Annotated in this window: 15 protein-coding genes, 1 tRNA gene and 1 pseudogene; 12 read left to right on the plus strand and 5 right to left on the minus strand. The window is 60.3% G+C overall.

Annotated elements, in window-relative coordinates; genetic code table 11:
- Positions 1-124: 124 nt before the first annotated feature.
- From FJ942_RS09080 to FJ942_RS09105, 6 genes are all read left to right on the plus strand, one after another.
- Positions 125-2,002, plus strand: coding sequence for an extracellular solute-binding protein (locus FJ942_RS09080; RefSeq protein ID WP_140523803.1), 1,878 nt, complete (start codon positions 125-127; stop codon positions 2,000-2,002).
- The gene (locus tag FJ942_RS09085) at positions 2,002-3,870 is read left to right on the plus strand and encodes an extracellular solute-binding protein (RefSeq protein ID WP_140496884.1); all 1,869 of its coding nucleotides are present in this window, start codon (positions 2,002-2,004) and stop codon (positions 3,868-3,870) included. Before FJ942_RS09080 ends, FJ942_RS09085 begins: the two co-directional genes overlap by 1 nt.
- Positions 3,871-4,038: 168 nt before the next feature.
- The gene (locus FJ942_RS09090; protein ID WP_140496886.1) at positions 4,039-5,133 is read left to right on the plus strand and encodes a microcin C ABC transporter permease YejB; all 1,095 of its coding nucleotides are present in this window, start codon (positions 4,039-4,041) and stop codon (positions 5,131-5,133) included.
- Positions 5,133-6,278, plus strand: a complete 1,146-nt coding sequence (locus FJ942_RS09095; RefSeq protein WP_140657889.1) for an ABC transporter permease — start codon at positions 5,133-5,135, stop codon at positions 6,276-6,278. The genes FJ942_RS09090 and FJ942_RS09095 overlap by 1 nt, the downstream gene beginning before the upstream one ends.
- Entirely contained in the window at positions 6,275-7,906 is a 1,632-nt protein-coding gene (locus tag FJ942_RS09100; RefSeq protein ID WP_140513100.1) for an ABC transporter ATP-binding protein, read from the plus strand. The genes FJ942_RS09095 and FJ942_RS09100 overlap by 4 nt, the downstream gene beginning before the upstream one ends.
- 84 nt (positions 7,907-7,990) lie before the next feature.
- Positions 7,991-8,932 carry a glyoxylate/hydroxypyruvate reductase A gene (locus FJ942_RS09105; RefSeq protein ID WP_140897513.1) on the plus strand — a complete coding sequence of 314 codons (942 nt, stop codon included), beginning with the start codon at positions 7,991-7,993 and terminating at the stop codon, positions 8,930-8,932.
- Between the two features lie 72 nt (positions 8,933-9,004).
- Here the strand turns inward: FJ942_RS09105 and FJ942_RS09110 are convergent, their stop codons facing one another.
- Positions 9,005-9,301: a hypothetical protein gene (locus FJ942_RS09110; protein WP_246679726.1), complete on the minus strand. Its 297-nt coding sequence runs from the start codon at positions 9,299-9,301 to the stop codon at positions 9,005-9,007.
- Between the two features lie 249 nt (positions 9,302-9,550).
- Here FJ942_RS09110 and FJ942_RS09115 point away from each other — a divergent pair, with 249 nt between their 5' ends.
- Positions 9,551-10,561 carry a ligase-associated DNA damage response exonuclease gene (locus FJ942_RS09115; RefSeq protein WP_140496897.1) on the plus strand — a complete coding sequence of 337 codons (1,011 nt, stop codon included), beginning with the start codon at positions 9,551-9,553 and terminating at the stop codon, positions 10,559-10,561.
- A 4-nt stretch (positions 10,562-10,565) separates the two neighbouring features.
- Positions 10,566-12,167, plus strand: coding sequence for a cisplatin damage response ATP-dependent DNA ligase (locus FJ942_RS09120; protein ID WP_140496899.1), 1,602 nt, complete (start codon positions 10,566-10,568; stop codon positions 12,165-12,167).
- Positions 12,168-12,191: 24 nt separating this feature from the next.
- Here FJ942_RS09120 and FJ942_RS09125 read toward each other — a convergent pair whose 3' ends face one another.
- A complete protein-coding gene (locus FJ942_RS09125; RefSeq protein ID WP_140897515.1) occupies positions 12,192-13,343 on the minus strand; it encodes a hypothetical protein in 1,152 nt (383 codons plus the stop codon).
- A 362-nt stretch (positions 13,344-13,705) separates the two neighbouring features.
- Here FJ942_RS09125 and FJ942_RS09130 point away from each other — a divergent pair.
- From FJ942_RS09130 to FJ942_RS09140, 3 genes are all read left to right on the plus strand, one after another.
- Positions 13,706-13,781 (plus strand) — tRNA-Thr (locus FJ942_RS09130).
- A 218-nt stretch (positions 13,782-13,999) separates the two neighbouring features.
- The gene (locus FJ942_RS09135; protein WP_140897517.1) at positions 14,000-15,169 is read left to right on the plus strand and encodes an AAA family ATPase; all 1,170 of its coding nucleotides are present in this window, start codon (positions 14,000-14,002) and stop codon (positions 15,167-15,169) included.
- Positions 15,170-15,171: 2 nt separating this feature from the next.
- Complete coding sequence (locus tag FJ942_RS09140; RefSeq protein WP_140897519.1) at positions 15,172-15,906, plus strand: HNH endonuclease; 735 nt, start codon at positions 15,172-15,174, stop codon at positions 15,904-15,906.
- A gap of 235 nt (positions 15,907-16,141) precedes the next feature.
- On the opposite strand, the gene FJ942_RS09150 is transcribed toward FJ942_RS09140, so the two are convergent.
- Both FJ942_RS09150 and FJ942_RS09155 read right to left on the minus strand, forming a co-directional pair.
- A complete protein-coding gene (locus FJ942_RS09150; protein ID WP_140897520.1) occupies positions 16,142-16,840 on the minus strand; it encodes a hypothetical protein in 699 nt (232 codons plus the stop codon).
- Complete coding sequence (locus FJ942_RS09155; RefSeq protein WP_140496937.1) at positions 16,837-17,583, minus strand: hypothetical protein; 747 nt, start codon at positions 17,581-17,583, stop codon at positions 16,837-16,839. Before FJ942_RS09155 ends, FJ942_RS09150 begins: the two co-directional genes overlap by 4 nt.
- A 105-nt stretch (positions 17,584-17,688) precedes the next feature.
- Here FJ942_RS09155 and FJ942_RS28835 point away from each other — a divergent pair.
- Positions 17,689-17,824, plus strand: a pseudogene (locus FJ942_RS28835) (IS630 family transposase); the annotation flags it as partial.
- A gap of 10 nt (positions 17,825-17,834) precedes the next feature.
- On the opposite strand, the gene FJ942_RS09160 reads toward FJ942_RS28835, so the two are convergent.
- Positions 17,835-18,656 (minus strand): membrane-anchored protein, encoded by an 822-nt coding sequence (locus FJ942_RS09160; RefSeq protein ID WP_224671420.1) that lies wholly within the window; start codon positions 18,654-18,656, stop codon positions 17,835-17,837.
- Positions 18,657-19,123 lie beyond the last annotated feature (467 nt).

Here is a 19,123-nt window from a genome sequence, read left to right on the forward strand (position 1 = left end):
CCGGCTTTTTCGTTAGGAAAACCGCATATGCGGCGACAAAGCCGCGCATGGCGGTTTTCACGCGCGGCAAATCATCTAGATTGCCCTTTCTGGATGATGGCACGCATCGCGAAGAGGACAGTGGATGACGCTTGGCCGAGTGCTTCTCAAATCGTTGCTGGCGGCGGCCCTGCTGGCCGCGGGGTTGCAGGCGGCCCTGGCCGATGAATGGCGCACCACCTCATCGCTGATCGGCGAATCCAAATATGGCGACAATTTCCAGCACTATGACTACGTCAATCCCAACGCGCCCAAAGGCGGCACGCTGAATTCGGTGGTACTGGGCACGTTCGACAGCTTCAATCCCTATATCGTGCAGGGTTCACCGGCCGCCGGCCTGGTCGGGTTCGGCGGCGGCCTGCTCTACGACACGCTGATGGAGCAGGCGACCGACGAAGGCAGTGTCAGTCATCCGCTGATCGCCGACGCCTACAAATACCCGGCCGACTTTTCCTCGGCGACTTACCGGCTCGACCCCCGCGCGAAGTGGCATGACGGCCAGCCTATCACCGTCGACGACGTGATCTGGTCATTCCAGGTGCTGAAGGCCAACAGCCCGATGTACAGCCGCTATTTCGAGAACGTCACGGATGCCGTGGCCGTCTCGGATCGCGAAGTCGAGTTTCATTTCAGCCAGAAGGGCAACCGCGAGCTGCCTAAAATCCTGGGTGACCTCGCCGTGCTGCCGAAACACTGGTGGGAAGGCACGGATGCCAACGGCAAGAAGCGCAACGTCACCAGGCCGACGCTGGAGCCGCCGCTCGGCTCCGCCGCCTACAAGATCGCAAGCTTCAAGCCTGGCTCGGAAATCGTCTGGCAGCGCGTGCCGGACTATTGGGGTGCCAAGCTGCCGGTGAAGGTCGGCCGCGAGAATTTCGACAGGCAGCGTTTCACCTACATCCTTGATGACAATGCCGCCTGGCAGGCCTTCACCAAGGGCGGACTTGACGACATCAAACCGGAAAACAGTTCGAAGCGCTGGAAGACATTCTATGATTTCCCGGCGGTCAAGGCCGGCGATGTCATCAAGCAGGAATTCAAGACCACCTCGCCAGAGCCGATGCAGGCTTTTATGCTCAACCAGAGGCGCCCGCTGTTCCAGGACCGCCTGGTGCGGGCCGCGCTGACCTATCCTTTCGACTTCGAGACGATGAACCGTACGCTGTTCTACGGGTTCAACACCCGCACCAGCAGCTATTTCCAGGGAACTGAACTGGCCTCCAGCGGCTTGCCGCAAGGCAAGGAGCTGGAAATTCTGGAACAGTATCGCGACAAGCTGCCGCCCGAGCTGTTCACCCAGGAATTCAAGCTGCCGGTCTACGATTCGCCGCAGGCCGAGCGGAAATACCTGAAGCAGGCAGTCGACCTCTTCGCCAAGGCTGGATGGGTGATCAAGGGCGGCAAGATGGTCAATGCCAAGACCGGCGAGCCGTTCAAGTTCGAGATACTCGGCTGGAACGACACCGACCAGGTCATCTCCAGCCCCTATATCGCCAATCTGCGCAAGATCGGCGTCGACGCCACGTTGCGCATCATCGACCAGACCCAGTACGTCAACCGCGTCAACAATTTCGACTACGATGTCATTATCGGGCAACTCGGCCAGTCGGAATCGCCTGGCAATGAGCAGCGCGACTTCTGGAGTTCCAGGGCAGCCGACCGACCGGGGTCGCGCAACTACGCCGGCATCAAGAACCCGGTCGTCGATGCCCTGGTCGACCGCATCATCTTCGCCACCGACCGCGACGATCTGGTTGCCGCCACCCATGCGCTCGACCGCGTGCTGCTGTGGAACTACTACGTCGTGCCGCAGTACTATCGAGCCGTGGTCTGGCTGGCTTACTGGAACAAATTCGGCATTCCCGCCAAACAGCCGAGCTATATCGGCGCCGACCAGAATTCCTGGTGGATCGATCCGGAGAAGGAAAAGGCGCTGGCGGCCAAATACAAGGGCAACAATTGATGGCGGTGCTGCCCCGTCGCGATTTCCTGGGCTTGGGCAGTGCCGCCGCTGTCGCCGCCCTGTTGCCCGGAAAAGCCTTTGCCAATATTGCGACCGGCACCAAACTGCACGGCCTGTCCGCCTACGGCGACCTCAAATACAAACCGGATTTCACGCATTTCGACTACGTCAATCCGGATGCACCCAAGGGCGGCCAGATGAATTTCGCGCCGCCGAACGCCACGCTCAACCAAAGCTTCCTGACCTTCAACACGTTGAATTCCCTGGTATTGAAAGGAGATGCGCCGCCGCGCACCGAACTCTGTTTCGATTCCTTGATGGCAAGCGCGCTCGACGAGCCGGATGCGGTCTACGGCCTGCTTGCCGAGTCCGTCACCTTGTCGCAAGACCGCAACGGCTTCCGCTTCGCGCTGCGACCGCAAGCGCGTTTCCACGACGGCTCGCCGCTAACCGCCGAAGACGTCGTCTTCGCGTTGAAGCTTTACAAAGAGCAAGGGCATCCGAACCTTTCCCAGGCGTTGCGGTATATGACCGACGCGGTCGCCGAGGATCCACTCACCCTCAACCTTACCTTCAACGGCGAACAGTCCGCGCAAAACATCCTCAGGATCGTGGCGATGCCGATCGTGTCCAAGGCCTTTTATGCGGTCAATGATTTCAATGCCTCGACGATGACGCCGCCGCTCGGCTCGGGACCATACAAAATGGGGCGAGTGGCCGCGGGACAGACAGTCGAATATGAGCGCGTGCCCGACTATTGGGGCCGCGACCTCCCGGTGAATCGCGGCCAGTATAATTTCGACCGTATCCGCATCGACTTCTATCTCGACCGGCAGGCGGCGTTCGAAGCCTTCAAGAAGGGTGACACGCATTTTCGCGAGGAGTTTACCGCGCGGGTCTGGGCGACCGGCTACGATTTTCCGGCGCTCAAGGACGGCAAGGTCGTCAAACGGGAATTTCCCGGCGAGAAGACGCCAGACATGCAGGGCGTCGCACTGAACCAGCGTCGTGCGCAATTCCGCGATGAGCGGGTGCGACGGGCGATCGCCCGGTGTTTCGATTTCGAATGGATGAAGCGGGCGTTGTTTTATGGCTCTTACGAGCGCTCTCAATCGAACTTCGAACGGTCGGATTACAAGGCCGAAGGCTTGCCCTCGCCTGAGGAACTGGTCCTGCTGGAGCCATTCCGGGCCGAGTTGCCACCGGAGGTTTTTGGCGAAGCCGTGACGCAGCCTCTGTCCGACGGGTCAGGCCATGATCGCAAGCTGCTGGGCGAGGCTTCGAGATTGCTCGCGCAAGCCGGCTGGAAGCGGGCGGGCAATTTCGTCGTCAACGACAAGGGCGAGCGGCTGCGGGTGGAAATGCTGACGGAGGATGACGGCATCGTTCGCATCTACACCCCATGGTCCGAGAATATGAAGGCGATCGGGATCGACGCTTCGATCCGGCAGGTCGATTCGGCGCAATATGAACAGCGGCAGAGCGATTTCGACTTCGATCTTACCGTGCTGCATTGGTCGATCGGGGCGACGCCGACTGATGACAGCCTGGAGATGCTCTATGATTCTCGAATGGCGAAAATCCCGGGGCAGCGCAACTACCCCGGAACAGAAAGCAAGGCCATCGACGCGTTGATCGTGGCAGCCGGCAAGGCGCAAAGCCGGTCCGAACTCGTCACCGCGCTCAGAGCGCTCGATCGGGTCTTGCGCGCGCGGCTGGACTGGATTCCAACATACTATCTGGCGAATCACCGCGTCGCCTATTGGGACATGTTCGGCTTCGTCGAGCAAAAGCCCGATTTCGGCTTTCCGGTCGAGACGCTGTGGTGGTTCGACAAGGGCAAGGCGGCAAAAATTGGCAAAGGCTGAATTTCTTGCGGGCGTAAGCACCGCCCCTCACCTGCCTGCCCGTCCTCCGCAGCAGCTGCGCCGCAGCTGCGGAGGGTGGACCGGCATCCTCTGCCCGTATAGTGACGGGGAAAGAGGCGCGTTCATCGACGGTTTCGCCAATCACATGCGTCGGGAGGGCACCATCTGATGGGCGCCTATATCCTGCGCCGCATCCTTTTGATGATTCCGACCCTGTTCGGCATCATGGCGATCTCGTTCGCCGTCATCCAGTTTGCGCCCGGCGGCCCGGTCGAGCAGGTCATCGCCAAGCTGACGAACCAGGGCGGCAGCGACCGTCTGGGCGGTGGCGGCGGCGATGCGGGCGGCGGTAATTTCGATGCCGCCGGCGACGTCGGTTCAAAATATCGCGGCGCGCAGGGGCTCGATCCGGAATTCATCAAGAAGCTGGAGAAGCAGTTCGGCTTCGACAAGCCGCCGCTCGAGCGCTTCGGCCTGATGCTGTGGAATTATATCCGGTTCGATTTCGGCGACAGTTATTTCCGCGACATTTCGGTGCTCAACCTGATCCTGGAAAAAATGCCGGTGTCGATCTCGATCGGGCTGTGGATCACGCTCCTGTCCTACCTGATCTCGATCCCGCTCGGCATCCGCAAGGCGGTGAAGGACGGCAGCCCCTTCGACATCTGGACCAGCGGCGTCGTCATCGTCGGCTATGCCATTCCGGGTTTCCTGTTCGGCATCATGCTGATGGTGCTGTTTGCCGGTGGTTCGTTCTGGGACTGGTTCCCGCTGCGCGGCATCGTCTCGGACAATTGGGACCAGTTGTCATGGCCGGCCAAGATCGGGGACTATCTCTGGCACATGACCTTGCCGCTGACGGCGCTGGTGCTGTCGGCCTTCGCCACGACGACGCTGCTGACCAAGAATTCCTTCCTGGAGGAAATCCGCAAGCAGTATGTGGTGACCGCCCGCGCCAAGGGCCTCTCGGAACGGCAGGTGCTCTATGGCCATGTCTTCCGCAACGCCATGCTGATCGTCATCGCCGGTTTTCCCGGCGCCTTCATCTCGGCCTTCTTCACCGGTTCGCTGCTGATCGAAAACATCTTCTCGCTCGATGGGCTCGGCCTGCTCGGCTTCCGGTCGGTGGTCGAACGCGACTATCCCGTGGTGTTCGCCAACCTCTACATCTTCTCGCTTCTCGGCCTGTTCGTCGGATTGCTGTCCGACCTCATCTACACCTGGGTCGATCCGCGCATCGATTTCGAGCGGAGAGACGTTTGATGTCGGAGGCAAGTGTTACCGCCGGGGTCGTGCCGGAGCGGATGCCGCGGCCGTTTCTGTCGCCGCTCAACAAGCGCCGCCTGCAGAACTTCAAGGCCAACCGGCGCGGCTACTGGTCGCTGTGGATCTTCCTTGTCCTGTTCGTGCTGTCGCTGTTCGCCGAATTCATCGCCAACGACAAGCCGATCATCGCCTCCTACAAGGGCGAGATCCTGTTTCCGGTGCTGGTCGCCTATCCCGAAGAGAAGTTCGGCGGCTTCTATGCCGTCACCGACTATCGCGACCCGGTGATCCAGGACGAGATCAACGCCAATGGCTGGATGATCTGGCCGCCGATCCGCTATTCATACCAGACCGTCAACAACGCCATTCCCGAAGCAGCCCCGGCCAAGCCGTCCTGGCAGTATGACGCCAAGACGCGCTGCAACCAGTACCCGCAAGGGGCTGATGATCCGGCCTGCAGCGTCGGTAACTGGAACTGGCTGGGCACCGACGACCAGGCGCGCGACGTGCTGGCGCGGGTCATCTACGGTTTCCGCATCTCGGTGCTGTTCGGACTGATCCTGACCGCCGGCTCGGCTCTGATCGGCGTCGCGGCCGGCGCCCTACAGGGCTATTTCGGCGGTTGGACGGACCTGCTGTTCCAGCGCTTCATCGAGATATGGTCGGCTATTCCCGTGCTCTATCTCCTGCTCATCGTCGCCGCCATATTGCCGCCGGGCTTCTTCATCCTGCTCGGGCTGATGCTGCTGTTTTCCTGGGTGGCGTTGGTCGGCGTGGTGCGGGCCGAATTCCTGCGCGCGCGCAATTTCGAGTACGTCAACGCGGCGCGCGCGCTCGGCGTGCGCAACCGCACCATCATGTTCCGGCACCTGTTGCCCAACGCCATGGTGGCGACACTGACCTTCCTGCCGTTCCTGCTCTCAGGCTCGATCTCGACGCTGACCTCGCTAGACTATCTCGGTTTCGGCCTGCCGCCGGGCTCGGCCTCGCTTGGGGAATTGCTCAAGCAGGCGCAGCGCAATCTCAACGCGCCGTGGCTCGGCATTTCCGGCTTCGTCGTCATCTCGCTGATGCTGTCGCTGCTGGTCTTCGTCGGCGAAGCGACACGCGACGCCTTCGATCCGCGCAAGACGTTCCGATGAGCGAGCCTCCCCTGCTCTCGGTCCGGGACCTCAGCGTCGCCTTTGCGCAAGGCGGACAGCAGTCGCTGGCCGTCGATCACATCTCCTTCGACATCGCCAAGGGCGAGACGGTGGCGCTGGTCGGCGAATCCGGCTCCGGCAAATCGGTCTCGGCGCTGTCGGTGCTGAAGCTCTTGCCCTATCCCAGCGCAAGCCACCCCTCGGGCAGGATCCTGTTCCAGGGCGCCGACCTGCTCGCCATGAACGAGAAGCAGCTGCGGCAGGTGCGCGGCAATAAGATCACCATGATCTTCCAGGAGCCGATGACCTCGCTCAATCCGCTGCACACGATCGAGCAGCAGATCGTCGAAATCCTGAAGCTGCACCAGGGCATGGCCGACCGCGCGGCCAAGGCGCGCACGCTGGCCCTGCTCAACGAGGTCGGCATCCGCGAGCCGCAGAAGCGCCTCGACGCCTATCCGCACCAGCTGTCCGGCGGCCAGCGCCAGCGCGTCATGATCGCCATGGCGCTGGCCAACGAACCGGAACTCCTGATCGCCGACGAGCCGACGACAGCGCTCGACGTCACCGTACAGGCGCAGATCCTCGAATTGCTGGCCGGCCTGAAGAGCCGCAAGGGCATGTCGATGCTGTTCATCACCCACGACCTCGGCATCGTGCGCAAGATCGCCGACCGGGTGTGCGTGATGACCAAGGGCAAGATCGTCGAGATGGGGCCTACCAAGGACATCTTCGCCAATCCGCAGCACGCCTATACGCGCCATCTTCTGGCGGCCGAGCCCAAGGGCAAGCCACCTGCGGCCAACAGCGCCGCGGCACCCGTGATGACCGGCAAGGACATCAAAGTCTGGTTTCCGATCAAGCAGGGCTTCTTCCGGCGCACCGTCGACCATGTGAAGGCGGTCGACGGCATCGACGTCACCGTGCGGGCCGGCCAGACGCTGGGCGTGGTCGGAGAGTCCGGGTCGGGCAAGACCACGCTCGGCCTGGCGCTGGCGCGGATGATCTCGTCGAGCGGAACCATCCAGTTCAACGGGCGCGACATCAACCAGCTCTCGTTCAACGCCATGCGCCCGCTCAGGCGCGAATTGCAGATCGTCTTCCAGGATCCTTTCGGCTCGCTCAGTCCCCGCATGTCCATCGCCGAGATCATCGAAGAAGGCTTGAAGATCCACGAGCCGAAGCTGTCGCTCGACGAGCGCGACGACAAGGTGGTCGACGTGCTGAAGGAAGTCGGGCTCGATCCGGCCACGCGCAACCGCTATCCGCACGAATTCTCCGGCGGCCAGCGCCAGCGCGTCGCCATAGCTCGCGCCATGGTGCTCAACCCGCGTTTCGTCATGCTGGACGAGCCGACCTCGGCGCTCGACATGAGCGTGCAGGCGCAGGTGGTCGACCTCCTGCGCAGCCTGCAGGCCAAGCATGACCTCGCCTATCTCTTCATCAGCCACGACCTCAAGGTCATCCGGGCCCTGGCCAACGATGTCATCGTCATGCGCAATGGCCAGATCGTCGAAGCCGGTCCTTCCGAACAGATTTTTGAAAAGCCGCAAACCGACTATACTCGGGCGCTGATTTCGGCCGCCTTCAAGATAGAAACCGCCCCGACGGGGGTCGTCAGCGAGTGACTTCTCCCTTCGCAATTCCGGACGGAAAGCCGCCGCGCCTTTCCCGCAATTGCTCCAAACCGAACAACAGGACAAAATCCATAAATGGAAAAAGGCAAAATCCTGCTTGCCGTCACCGGCTTTCACCCGCAGCGCTGGCGTGAACTGCTGTCCGCAGAGCGCGAGGTGGTGCTCGAGCCGGACGGCGCCAGCGATCCTTCGATCACCTATGCGGTGGTGTGGAAGCAGCGGCCGAACCTGTTGGGGTCGCTGCCCAATCTGCGCGCCATCTTCTCGATCGGCGCCGGCGTCGACCACATCTTCTCCGATCCCGGCCTGCCGGATGTGCCGATCGTCAAGGTCGTCGCCGGCAATTTGGCCCAGCACATGACCGAATATGTCGTCTGGCGGGTGCTCGATCATCACCGCCAGGGCCTGCTGTACCGTTCGCAGCAGCCGAAGAAGATATGGCGCGAGCCGGCGCAGCGCACCGCTGAAGACATCTCGGTCGGCATCATGGGGCTCGGCAGTCTCGGCCGCGCGGCGGCGTCGGCGCTATTGTCGCTCGGCTTCGCGGTCAATGGCTGGTCGCGCACCGACCGGCCGATGGAAGGTGTCGCGACCTATTGCGGCGAGGCCGGGCTGATCCCGTTCCTCAATGCCACAGACATACTGGTCGTGCTGCTGCCGCTGACGGCGGATACCAAGGGTATCATCAATTACGGCGTGCTGAAGGAATTGCGCAAGCGCAACGGTCTTGGCGGCTCGGTGCTGATCAATGCCGGTCGCGGCCGCCTGCAGAAGGACGCCGACATCCTGCGCGCGCTCGACGACGGCACGCTGAAGGAAGCGAGCCTCGACGTCTTCGAGGTCGAACCGCTGCCGAAGACCAGCCCGCTCTGGGCCCATCCGAAGGTGTTCGTGACGCCGCATGCCGCGGCCACGTCCGATCCCGTCCACCTGGCACCGATCATGCTGCGCCAGATGGACGCCTTCGAGCGGGGCGAAAAGCTGGAGAACCTGGTGGACCGCAAAGCGGGATATTAAGGAACCTCGACGCGGCTCACGCTTCCTCCCGTCCGGCGGGGACGTGGAGGTGAGGGTCTCGCAGAGGCCAGCTTAGCCGGGCAGTGCGAGCTTCTTCTGCTTGTCCGGCTTGCCGCAATCGCGGCGCTCGATGGACCGATTCATGGCGTCGATCTCGCCGCTTGCCTTGTCGGCATCGCGCTTGGCCTTGGAACGCATGTCCGGGATGAACGGGCCAAAACCCATCGCCGGATTGGAGAAGGTCGGCTTGGCCTGCTGTGAAAGGTTGTGTTGCTGCGCCAAGGCGTTGCGTTGCGCCAGCAACTGCCCGCAAGGCACGCTGTCATACTGCAATGAGGACTGGACGTTTTCGTCCTGGCGCTCGGACATGGAGTTGCCGACACAGCCCGCCATAACGAGGCAAGAGGCCAAGGCCATCATGTTCCAGCGCATGGAAAATCCCTCCGTACGACACTGCCCCGACATAATCCGGCATGCGATTGGGGCTTTTTCGCAGCAGAGGCATCCGCAGGCCTCAGAGTGCGTTGCCTGACTGCTGCCCGGCGGGTGGCTGTAGGACGAGTCAGCAGTCTCTTGCAACAGGCTTCCCGCGCCCGAATTAGCCACTATCTTGGAACGATGCGCGCCAGCGACCTGCTCCATCCCCGGCCCGAGGGCCTTTACTGCCCGCCGGGCGACTTCTTCATCGACCCGGTGCGGCCGGTCAACCGGGCGCTGATCACGCACGGCCATTCCGACCACGCACGCTCCGGCCACGGCTCGGTGCTGGCGACGCAGCAGACGCTGGACATCATGAGGCTTCGCTATGGCGAGGGTTTTGCAGGCACGACACAGACGGCAGGACTGGGCGAGCGAATTGCCTTCAACGGCGTCGACATCAGCTTTCATCCGGCCGGCCATGTGCTGGGCTCGGCGCAGATCGCGGTCGTGCATCAGGGCATGCGCATCGTCGCCTCCGGCGACTACAAGCGGCAGCAGGACGCGACATGCCTGCCGTTCGAGCCAATCGCGTGCGATGTGTTCATCACCGAGGCAACCTTCGGCCTGCCGGTGTTTCGCCACCCGCCGGACGAGGAGGAGATCGCGCGGCTCCTGAAATCGGCGGCGCAGTTCCCCGAACGCTCGCATCTCATCGGAGCCTACGCGCTGGGCAAGGCGCAACGGGTGATGCGTCTGTTGCGCGACGCCGGCTACGACAGGCCGATCTATATCCACGGCGCGCTGGCCAAGCTCAGCGACTATTACCAGAGCCAGGGCATCGATCTCGGCACGCTGGAGCCGGCGACAGTGGAGAGCGCCAGCAAGGATGATTTCACCGGCGCCATCGTCGTCGGTCCGCCGGCCGCCTTCGCCGATCGCTGGGCGAGGCGCTTTCCCGATCCGATCTCCTGCTTCGCCTCGGGCTGGATGCGCATCCGCCAGCGCGCCAAGCAGGGCGGCGTCGAGCTGCCGCTGATCATTTCGGATCATGCCGACTGGGACGAACTGACCGCCACGATCAAGGAGACCGGCGCAGAGGAAATCTGGGTGACACACGGCCGCGAGGAGGCGCTGGTGCGCTGGTGCGAACTCGAAGGGATCGCTGCGCGGCCACTGCATCTGGTGGGGTATGAGGACGAGGGCGATTGATGGCATGAATCGCTTCGCCGAACTGCTCGACCGCCTTGTGCTGACGCCGTCGCGCAACGGCAAGCTGACGCTGCTGACCGATTATTTCCGCAGCGTCGAGGATCCCGATCGCGGGCTGGCGCTGGCTGCCATCACCGGCGACCTCAACATCGCCGCGATCAAGCCGGCGATGCTGCGCACCCTGGTGACCGAACGCATGGATCCGGTGCTGTTCGGCTATTCCTACGACTATGTCGGCGATCTCGCCGAGACCGTGTCGCTGGTCTGGCCGCAGACGCCCGGAACCATACCGAACCGTGAGCCGACGCTCGGTGAGGTGGTCGCGAAGCTGCAGGCGGCGAGCCGCTCCGACGGGCCGAAAGTGCTGTCAAACCTGCTCGACAGTGCCGGCATCTCGGCCCGCTTCGCCATCATCAAGCTGGTCACCGGCGGGTTGCGCATCGGGGTGTCGGCGCGGCTGGCCAAGCAGGCACTGGCGGATTTCGGCAAGGTCGACGTCGCCGAGATCGAGGAACTCTGGCACGGGCTGTCGCCGCCGTACACAGCCTTGTTCGCATGGCTGGAAGGCAAGGCCGCAAAGCCCGAGAGGGCCGCGCGGGCACTGTTCCGGCCGGTGATGCTGTCCAACCCGGTCGGCGACGGCGATCTCGACAGGCTCGACCCCGCCGATTACGTGGCCGAGTGGAAATGGGACGGCATCCGCGTCCAGGCGGTGTCGGAAGGCGGCATCCGCCGGCTCTATTCGCGCACCGGCGACGATGTCTCCGGCGCCTTTCCCGACCTCGCCGAGGCGATGGTTTTCTCGGCCACGCTCGACGGGGAATTGCTGGTCGGCGATCCCCGGGAAGCGACAGGGACATTCTCGGATCTCCAGCAGCGGTTGAACCGCAAGACGGTGTCACTGAAGATGCAGCAGCAATATCCGGCTTTCATGCGTTGCTACGACCTTTTGCAGGTCGGCGCGGAGGATTTGCGGGGATTGCCCTTCCGGGAGCGGCGCGTCCGCCTCGAAAACTTCGTGAAAACGCTCGACCCGAGCCGCTTCGATCTTTCGCCATTCGTCGCGTTCTCGGACTGGCAGGCGCTGGAGGAACTGCGCCGGGCGCCGCCGCACCCGATCATCGAAGGCGTGATGCTGAAGCGCTGGGATTCGCCCTATGTCGCCGGCCGGCCGAAGGGGCCCTGGTTCAAATGGAAACGTGACCCGCACACGGTGGACGCCGTGCTCATGTACGCCCAGCGCGGCCACGGCAAGCGCTCGAGCTTCTACTCCGACTATACGTTCGGCGTCTGGTCCGGAGCGGAAGGCGAGGAGGAACTGGTGCCGGTTGGCAAGGCCTATTTCGGCTTCACCGACGAGGAATTGAGGCAGATCGACAAATATGTCCGCGACAACACGATCGAGCGTTTCGGGCCTGTGCGTTCGGTGCGCGCCGACCGCGACAACGGGCTGGTGCTGGAAGTCGCCTTCGAAGGGCTCAACCGTTCGACGCGCCACAAATCCGGCGTCGCCATGCGTTTCCCCCGCATCTCGCGGCTGCGCTGGGACAAGCCCGCCAATGAGGCCGACCGCATCGAAACGCTGCAGGCGCTGCTCGATCGTTGATCGCACCCTCTCCGGTGCCGGCGCTCAAGGCTCGATGGAGACGCGGATCTCGTAGATGTTGACCGCCTTGCCCTCCTTGTCGAAATCGGAGTTGATGGCGATCGTTCCGGCCGAGCCGGGCCGCTTGTCGGGGAATTTCACGTCGAACAGATATTCGTTGCGCTGCTGGCCGACCGCATAGCGTTTGCGGCCGCAATCACCGAGCTCGCCGAAATTGCAGTCGATGGAGATCTGCGTGTCCTTGCCATCCTCGGCGCGGGCGACGATATCGAACACGGCATGCTTGCCGGCGAGCTTCTCCAGCACGCCTTGCCCCACATCGAAGCTGATCGCCGAACCGGAAGCGCCGGACTGGATGCGCAGGAATGGCCCGGAATCGTCCTTCATAGCTTCCGCCTTGGCATCCGACGGGGCGCTGACATGCGCCGGGTCGGTGGGCGAAAACACGTTGATCCAGTTGCGCGCCTGATCGGCAGCGCCAGGCTTTTCCGGCCCGGTCTCGCCATCCGCCGGCGTGAAATCGTCATCCTCGACGGTCGGTGGCGCTTCGGGCGGCGCGGTGTCGAGCTGGGCCTGGGTCTTGAACACGCCGGTCTGCATGGCGAAAAACAGGCCGATGCCGACCGCGGCGAGCAGCGTCACGGTGAGGAAGATGGCGGTCAGTGGCAGGCGCCGGCCCCTGATGCGCCTCTCGTCGCGATCGGGCGCCACTTCAGCCGTGGCTTCGGACGAAGCAGGAGCCGACATATCGATGGACGGCACGCCGGGAAGGGTCGCATCGGGCATGATGTCTGGAACGACCGGCAAGACGCGCGAGCGCGGCGCATCGGCGGCCGGCTGGGCAGGCTCGTCGAGGGAAACTGCGGGAGGTGCGGCGCTCTCGCCGGTTACGGCGGGTGCGACCGGGCTCGCCGGAAGCTCGACCGCCGGTGCATCGGATACAGCCTGGGGAGCGGCATCCGGCACCGCCGGCAGGAATTCGGATTCGATTTCGGTGATCTTGGCCTGTATCGCCTTACGGCGCTTGATGGCGAGTTCCACCGTCACGCCGGGATTGGCCTGGAGCGCACGGTCGAGCGCGGCGAAAGCCGAGCGATAGACCTTCTCGCGGTACGCGCGGTCCTCGGCATTGCCTCTTTCGAGGGCATTCCGGATCGCTTTTTCGATTGCGTCCAAGCGAGATCCCTCTGTGCGTTGCCCAAACCTCGGCATGATCGTTAGCCGCAGCCGACCAATCAATCAACGGGCGAGCGTCCGCATTCTGCCTCGTTGGAGTGTCCAAAGTCCATCTTGGCGGTATTCCGGCAACGAAATCAACATGCTTCATTGATCTTTGCCGGTACGGAGGCACCGGCCAAGCGCCATGTCCCGGCCGATCGGTAAAGGGCGTGGCAGCCGGCTTTGTCGGCGATGTGTCGGGGGGGACGACGCGCAACACGAATTGCCGGGCCGCATCCTGAATTCGCGATCGCCCATCTTGAATTCGCCGTCGGTTGAGTCTATCACCCAGCCCATCTTGGAGGCCTAACGCTTCCCGGGCCGCTTTAGCTCAGTTGGTAGAGCACATCATTCGTAATGATGGGGTCGCGTGTTCGAGTCACGCAAGCGGCACCAAAACCTTCCTAATCGCCTGTGCTCCCTACTCCCAAAGCACTGACAAATCAGTTGCTTACAGCAATCTAGCGCCTCCACAGGGTCGTCGCGACGCGATTACGGCAATCCTTGGGCGCGCCGCGGGTACAACATTTGCGCGGGGAGTGAAGAGAAGGTAATAGATCGACCCGTGCAGACAGGGCAGTCCGGGTTTAGCTCGACACCAAAAGGTGAATGCGATGCGGGTAAAATCTATCAAAATAAAAGACGTCGGCGGGATACGAGACCTCTCGCTGTCCTTCTCCCCCGGCATGAACATATTGTGTGGCCCGAATGGTGTCGGAAAGACAACGGTCTTAGAGAGCGTGGCACATTCGTTCTCATTCCAATCTCAAATATTAAAACGCAACGCGCTTTCATCGGAAGGATCGGTCGAAATAGTTGCCGATATTGACAGTGCCGAAGTACCACATGTGATTACGGTCCGCGATTTCAGCCCTATGCAGACATCTCCAGTTCTAGGGCTGCATCAGAATGCCAACAAACTTTTCTCACTCAAGGCTGAACGCTCTTTTTCGTATTATGCTTTGAATGCCATACAAGCGGACGTTGAGAAAAACCCTAATACAATATTCGAAGAGGCCAGGAACGGCATCAGCACCTTCGACTTTAAGCAATGGTTTGTAAACAGACATATGTGGGCCGCACATTCAAATTCGTTATCAAATCAGCAAATGTCGAATTATATGCTTGCAGTAAATTGCTTTAAAATACTTGATAGAGCATATGAGTTCCATAGAGTTGCTGCCGATACTAATGACATAATGATCAACAGCCCTCGCGGTGAGATATATTTCGAATATTTATCGTCTGGATTTAAGTCAACTTTATCTATCGTATTCGGCATCATTAAAGAGATTGAGTTTCGGTTCAAAAAACCTCACATCGTGGCAAATGAATTCGATGGGGTCGTTCTTATTGACGAACTAGAACTTCATCTTCACCCCGATTGGCAAGCGAAATTACCAGGGATATTGACGTCAATTTTCCCTAAATGTCAGTTCATAGCTACGACCCATAGTCCGCACATCATTCAGGCTGCTAATCCGAAAGAGGTAATAGCGCTCGGAAGCGACGATGACGGTCGTACGGTCAGACGTCAGATTCCTGACGCCGAGTTTGGATTCAGGGGGTGGACGATTGAAGAGGTTCTAACCGACGTGATGGGTATGTCCGACACAAGAACTGAGCAGTTTGAAGAAAGCATCAAGGCATTTAACGGAGCCGTAGACGAAGGCGACGTTGGCGGTGCAGAGACAGCATTTGAGCGGCTCGATAAGATGCTCCATCCAGGAAACGAGTTAAGGAAGCTTCTCCGCCTTCAGATGGCTTCAATCAGGCTGGACTGACCATGATTCGCCTCACTCGATCAGCCGCACCAGCCTACCTTACGAATGCAAAAGTCACGGAACTTACAAGCGAGTTCAAAGCGACGAAGGAATCTGTCTGGCGAAAACCACAGATCACTCAGCCTTTACTGTCTTCATCCGCCGATAAATGTGCGTACTGCGAATGCAAGATCGACGAAGAAAGTAAGTACATGGAGGTGGAGCATTTCAAGAATAAGAATGATTTTCCTGACCTGGTTGTCCAATGGGACAATCTGCTTCCGGCATGCAAGCGCTGCAACGTCAGTAAATCTACACATGACGTAGTTAATCAACCTATAATAAATCCTTATGATGATGAGCCAAGAAATCATCTATATATGAATTGGTATCGATTTATTGGAAAGGATCAAAAAGGCAAAACCACTGTCGATGTGATTTCTCTTAACGACACTGACAGGGCAACAACGAAGCGTTTTCAGATTGGTCAGCAGATACATATTAATATTTCTGACATTTTCGATAAGCTCGAAAGATATAAACTTGATGGCACCGTTCTGAGAAGAAACAGGCTGCTTGGATCTGTCAGAAATTTATTGCGTGAGTGCCAACGTAGCTCGGAGTATGCCGCCACTGCAGCGACTGTTGTCGTCAACGATGAGTTGTTTGGCACAGTATTGTTGGATATGCGCGCTCTCGATATTTGGTTGCCCGATTTGGACGCGCTCTATATCGAGGCGGTTAGCATATCGTATTAGGAGATACCTTCATCAACGGGGCAAGCGTCCTGTGGCCAGAGATCGAGGCGACTTCTGGCACCGTCAGACCCAGCTCAAACAATCTCCAATATCGCTTCATGCCTCAGATCGTGAAGTTGAAAGCCCGGCGCTTGGCGAGAGGCGTTGCGCGCTGACGTCCAGAAGAAACTGCTAAGCAAAGCCGTATACTGCGCGAGTATCTGCGCCATTCGTCATCGGCCTGCTGCTGTCGTCCTTACGGCATATGTCCCTGCCACAAGGGCAATCCACTTTCCGCAGCGAATTCTTTGTCCTCCGCGTAGATCGGTTCGCCTCTTCTCACCACCCGTCGAAGCAGATCCGCATCTTCGTTGGCGTGATATCGAAAGGCATTTCGGGTGTCGTATCCATGCCCGGCCTGGGACAGGGAAAAACCGCTGACCACCACAGGGGCGAAACCGGCGAAACGCGCCAGTATGATCGCGAAGGCCCCGGTGGAGATTTTCCGGTGCCAGCCGCGGAACATATGATACTTGCCGCTAAGCTGCCAGACGACGTTGGCAAGCTGCCATTTGGTAAGCGCCTGCAAGGTTTCATAACGATAGTTGAAGGTGCGACAACCGGCTTTCAGCTTGTCCTCGACATCAGGCCAAACCGGGATGATCAGGTGCTTTGCCTGGCGTCCGTTTAACAAATCACGCTTGTAGAAATCCTGCTCGCTGGCATCGACGAAAATGCCGCGGCGGATCACGGCGATATCGGGAACGGGGAGGCCGACGGTTTCCGCCAAAAGCTGGGAAGCATTGACGGTCACAAGTGCCCAATCGGCATCATATCCCTGCGGGAGGCGAAAATTCGGCGCCGACCCCATCACCAAGGCGGGCCCCGTGGCCCTGGGCAGGCGAAGAATTGGCTTTGAGAAGGCTGGCAAGAGATCCGAAAGCGGAGTTTTCATCCGGGAATCTGGACCGCCTGTTCCTCAAACGCGCGCAGGATGCTCTCTTCCCGGCTCCACAATTCGTCCCATTGCGTGGTCCCGGACCAGCCCGCAAACCAAGGGCCGCCGAGCGTGTAGTGCGCCAGCGAGACATCGGCGGGATCGAGTTCGGAAGCCGAAGCCCCGACGAGGTAGTTCCATGCCAGGGGCAACTCGCCGATCTCGTGATCCTCAAGCCATTTGAAGGCGTGGAGGTCACGTCCGGGCCACGTATTGAGCATCTCCTTGGTCAACCGCTTGTTGGCGGGATGATCCAGATTCCATAAAACGACCGACGACCAGTTTTTGCGACGATAGAACGTCTGCGTTTGTCCGTCCATCTTGACCGCTTCGGATTCGCGTTGCTGGTGCTTGACCGCCATGATCGCGTAGGAAGGATCGAGCAGATCGAGCAGTTTGACCGGATCCTTTAGAAACAGGACGTCGCAATCGCAGAACATGGCCCAGCCGCTTTGCCCCATGAACGGAACGGCAAAGCGCGATATGGCAAACTCGGTCGCCATCGGCGCCTCGGAAATCGGGCACCAGAGCTTACCGTCACGTACTTCCATCGGTCGCGTCATGATTCCTTGGGCTACAAGGTCCTTGAGCACGAGCGGCTGTATCTGCAACGGGGTGCTTGTCCGCCGATAGGCGCTCCATCGCGCCACGTCCAGAACTCGGGATTCGCGCGGATCATAGCCAATGTAGATTGGTATCATGTGGCAGTTCTATAATCTGATGTGAATTTAGACGAATCTAGCATGGCAGCACTGCACGCGGAAGACCAGAAGCACATTCGCAATGCCGTGTGTCCGGGTTGCCACGAGCGTTTCATCTCTGAAGGTGTCGATGGTGTTTTTGCGCGACAAGTGCCAAGCAACCGGCATCGCACCTCTTCACGACGGAGCTGTCGAGCGGGTCGTCGCACTCACATTTGAGACAGCTCACCAGCAAGCCACATCGACCGTTGTTATTGGACCTCACATCTCCTGGCCTGGCCCGTCCAGAGTGGCAGACCGAGCGAGTCCGCCACGTGCGGATCGCTCGTATAAAGGGGGAAACCGAGCGCCAACAGCGCCAGCAGGGTGGCACGGTCGGAACCGACGTGCATCCGGTCGATGTTCAGTTTGTTGTACACATGGCCGTGCGAACCTGGGTCAATACCCGTGATGATCACGGCCGGCGCGCCGTTATGCAAGGCGTAAAGGACCGCCGTGATCCCGGTCGAGAACTTCTCCTCCAGATGCATCTCGAAATTGGGCACACCCATCACTGCTTCGTAGAGCGCCATGCGCTGGTGACGGGTCATCGTGCGCAGGTCGCGACAGCGGTAGTTGAAGGCCGCGATGTTGCAGCGCAATTCCTCCATCGTGCGGTGTGCACGCACAATCCAGAGCAGATCGGTCTCCTGGCCGGTCAAGACGGCGCGCACGGCCACAGCGTTGGGCTTGGTCGCGTCAAGTTGGTTGACGTAAAGAAATGTCGCGTCAGGAGTACCCATCCCCCAGCGGGCAGTCACGGTCTGCGAGCCATTCACGGTAAAGAGTGTGAAAGCATCGCGCTGAAAACCCACCGGCGGGTTCGAGACCGGCGCGGAGCCCACGACGAGGACCGGCTTTGTAAGCGGCACAGGGTGCCGTGGCGCCTGGGGGTGCAGCAGGCGATATAACAGTTTCCGCTTAACCACGAGAAGCGGGTGATCGAACAAGCGCTTGCGCAGCGGCTTCTGTGCATCGGGATTCGCTGCGCTATGCTCTGCAATCTCCAGAGCGATCCCCTTGGCCTTCGCCAAACCGGCCTCCTCTCAATGCTTTCCCGGGCATGTACTCCCCCCTGCCAGCCGGCGTTGATCAGCGGCTTGATCGTTGGGGCAGGCAGCAACCATAACGTGACGAATCATTTCCTCCGGCGCTCTGATGGGAACCCTTCGCTTTTCCCCAAGCGCTTCAAGCCTCTCTCACTCAATGTCGCAACTCTACTGTATTCGGCACGAGACTGCATGCGGGTTGCTGTTGTTTGTTGCTTCTGATCACGGTTCGATAGAACTCCGTCCGAAACTCATGGTGCCAGATCGGCAGCATCGCCGAAGCGATAGCCGCGCTCAATACTCAGCAGAGGATCAATCTCCACCAGCCGAACAGGAATTTCAACATCCAATTTCGACAACAAACGGCAAGACACATTGCTGCAACTGCGACCGAATCTGCAACTGCGACCGAGACCCGACCTCAAAACGCCGCCTGGCACTGTGGATCGCGA

Source organism: Mesorhizobium sp. B2-4-2 (assembly GCF_006442845.1).
GTDB lineage: Bacteria > Pseudomonadota > Alphaproteobacteria > Rhizobiales > Rhizobiaceae > Mesorhizobium.

Bases quoted from the DNA above. Each gene is read 5' to 3' on its own strand.
- FJ942_RS09080 (WP_140523803.1), top strand. From the start codon at position 125: ATGACGCTTGGCCGAGTGCTTCTCAAATCGTTGCTGGCGGCGGCCCTG.
- FJ942_RS09085 (WP_140496884.1), top strand. From the start codon at position 2,002: ATGGCGGTGCTGCCCCGTCGCGATTTCCTGGGCTTGGGCAGTGCCGCC.
- FJ942_RS09090 (WP_140496886.1), top strand. From the start codon at position 4,039: ATGGGCGCCTATATCCTGCGCCGCATCCTTTTGATGATTCCGACCCTG.
- FJ942_RS09095 (WP_140657889.1), top strand. From the start codon at position 5,133: ATGTCGGAGGCAAGTGTTACCGCCGGGGTCGTGCCGGAGCGGATGCCG.
- FJ942_RS09100 (WP_140513100.1), top strand. From the start codon at position 6,275: ATGAGCGAGCCTCCCCTGCTCTCGGTCCGGGACCTCAGCGTCGCCTTT.
- FJ942_RS09105 (WP_140897513.1), top strand. From the start codon at position 7,991: ATGGAAAAAGGCAAAATCCTGCTTGCCGTCACCGGCTTTCACCCGCAG.
- FJ942_RS09110 (WP_246679726.1), bottom strand. From the start codon at position 9,301: ATGTCCGAGCGCCAGGACGAAAACGTCCAGTCCTCATTGCAGTATGAC.
- FJ942_RS09115 (WP_140496897.1), top strand. From the start codon at position 9,551: ATGCGCGCCAGCGACCTGCTCCATCCCCGGCCCGAGGGCCTTTACTGC.
- FJ942_RS09120 (WP_140496899.1), top strand. From the start codon at position 10,566: ATGAATCGCTTCGCCGAACTGCTCGACCGCCTTGTGCTGACGCCGTCG.
- FJ942_RS09135 (WP_140897517.1), top strand. From the start codon at position 14,000: ATGCGGGTAAAATCTATCAAAATAAAAGACGTCGGCGGGATACGAGAC.
- FJ942_RS09140 (WP_140897519.1), top strand. From the start codon at position 15,172: ATGATTCGCCTCACTCGATCAGCCGCACCAGCCTACCTTACGAATGCA.
- FJ942_RS09150 (WP_140897520.1), bottom strand. From the start codon at position 16,840: ATGAAAACTCCGCTTTCGGATCTCTTGCCAGCCTTCTCAAAGCCAATT.
- FJ942_RS09155 (WP_140496937.1), bottom strand. From the start codon at position 17,583: ATGATACCAATCTACATTGGCTATGATCCGCGCGAATCCCGAGTTCTG.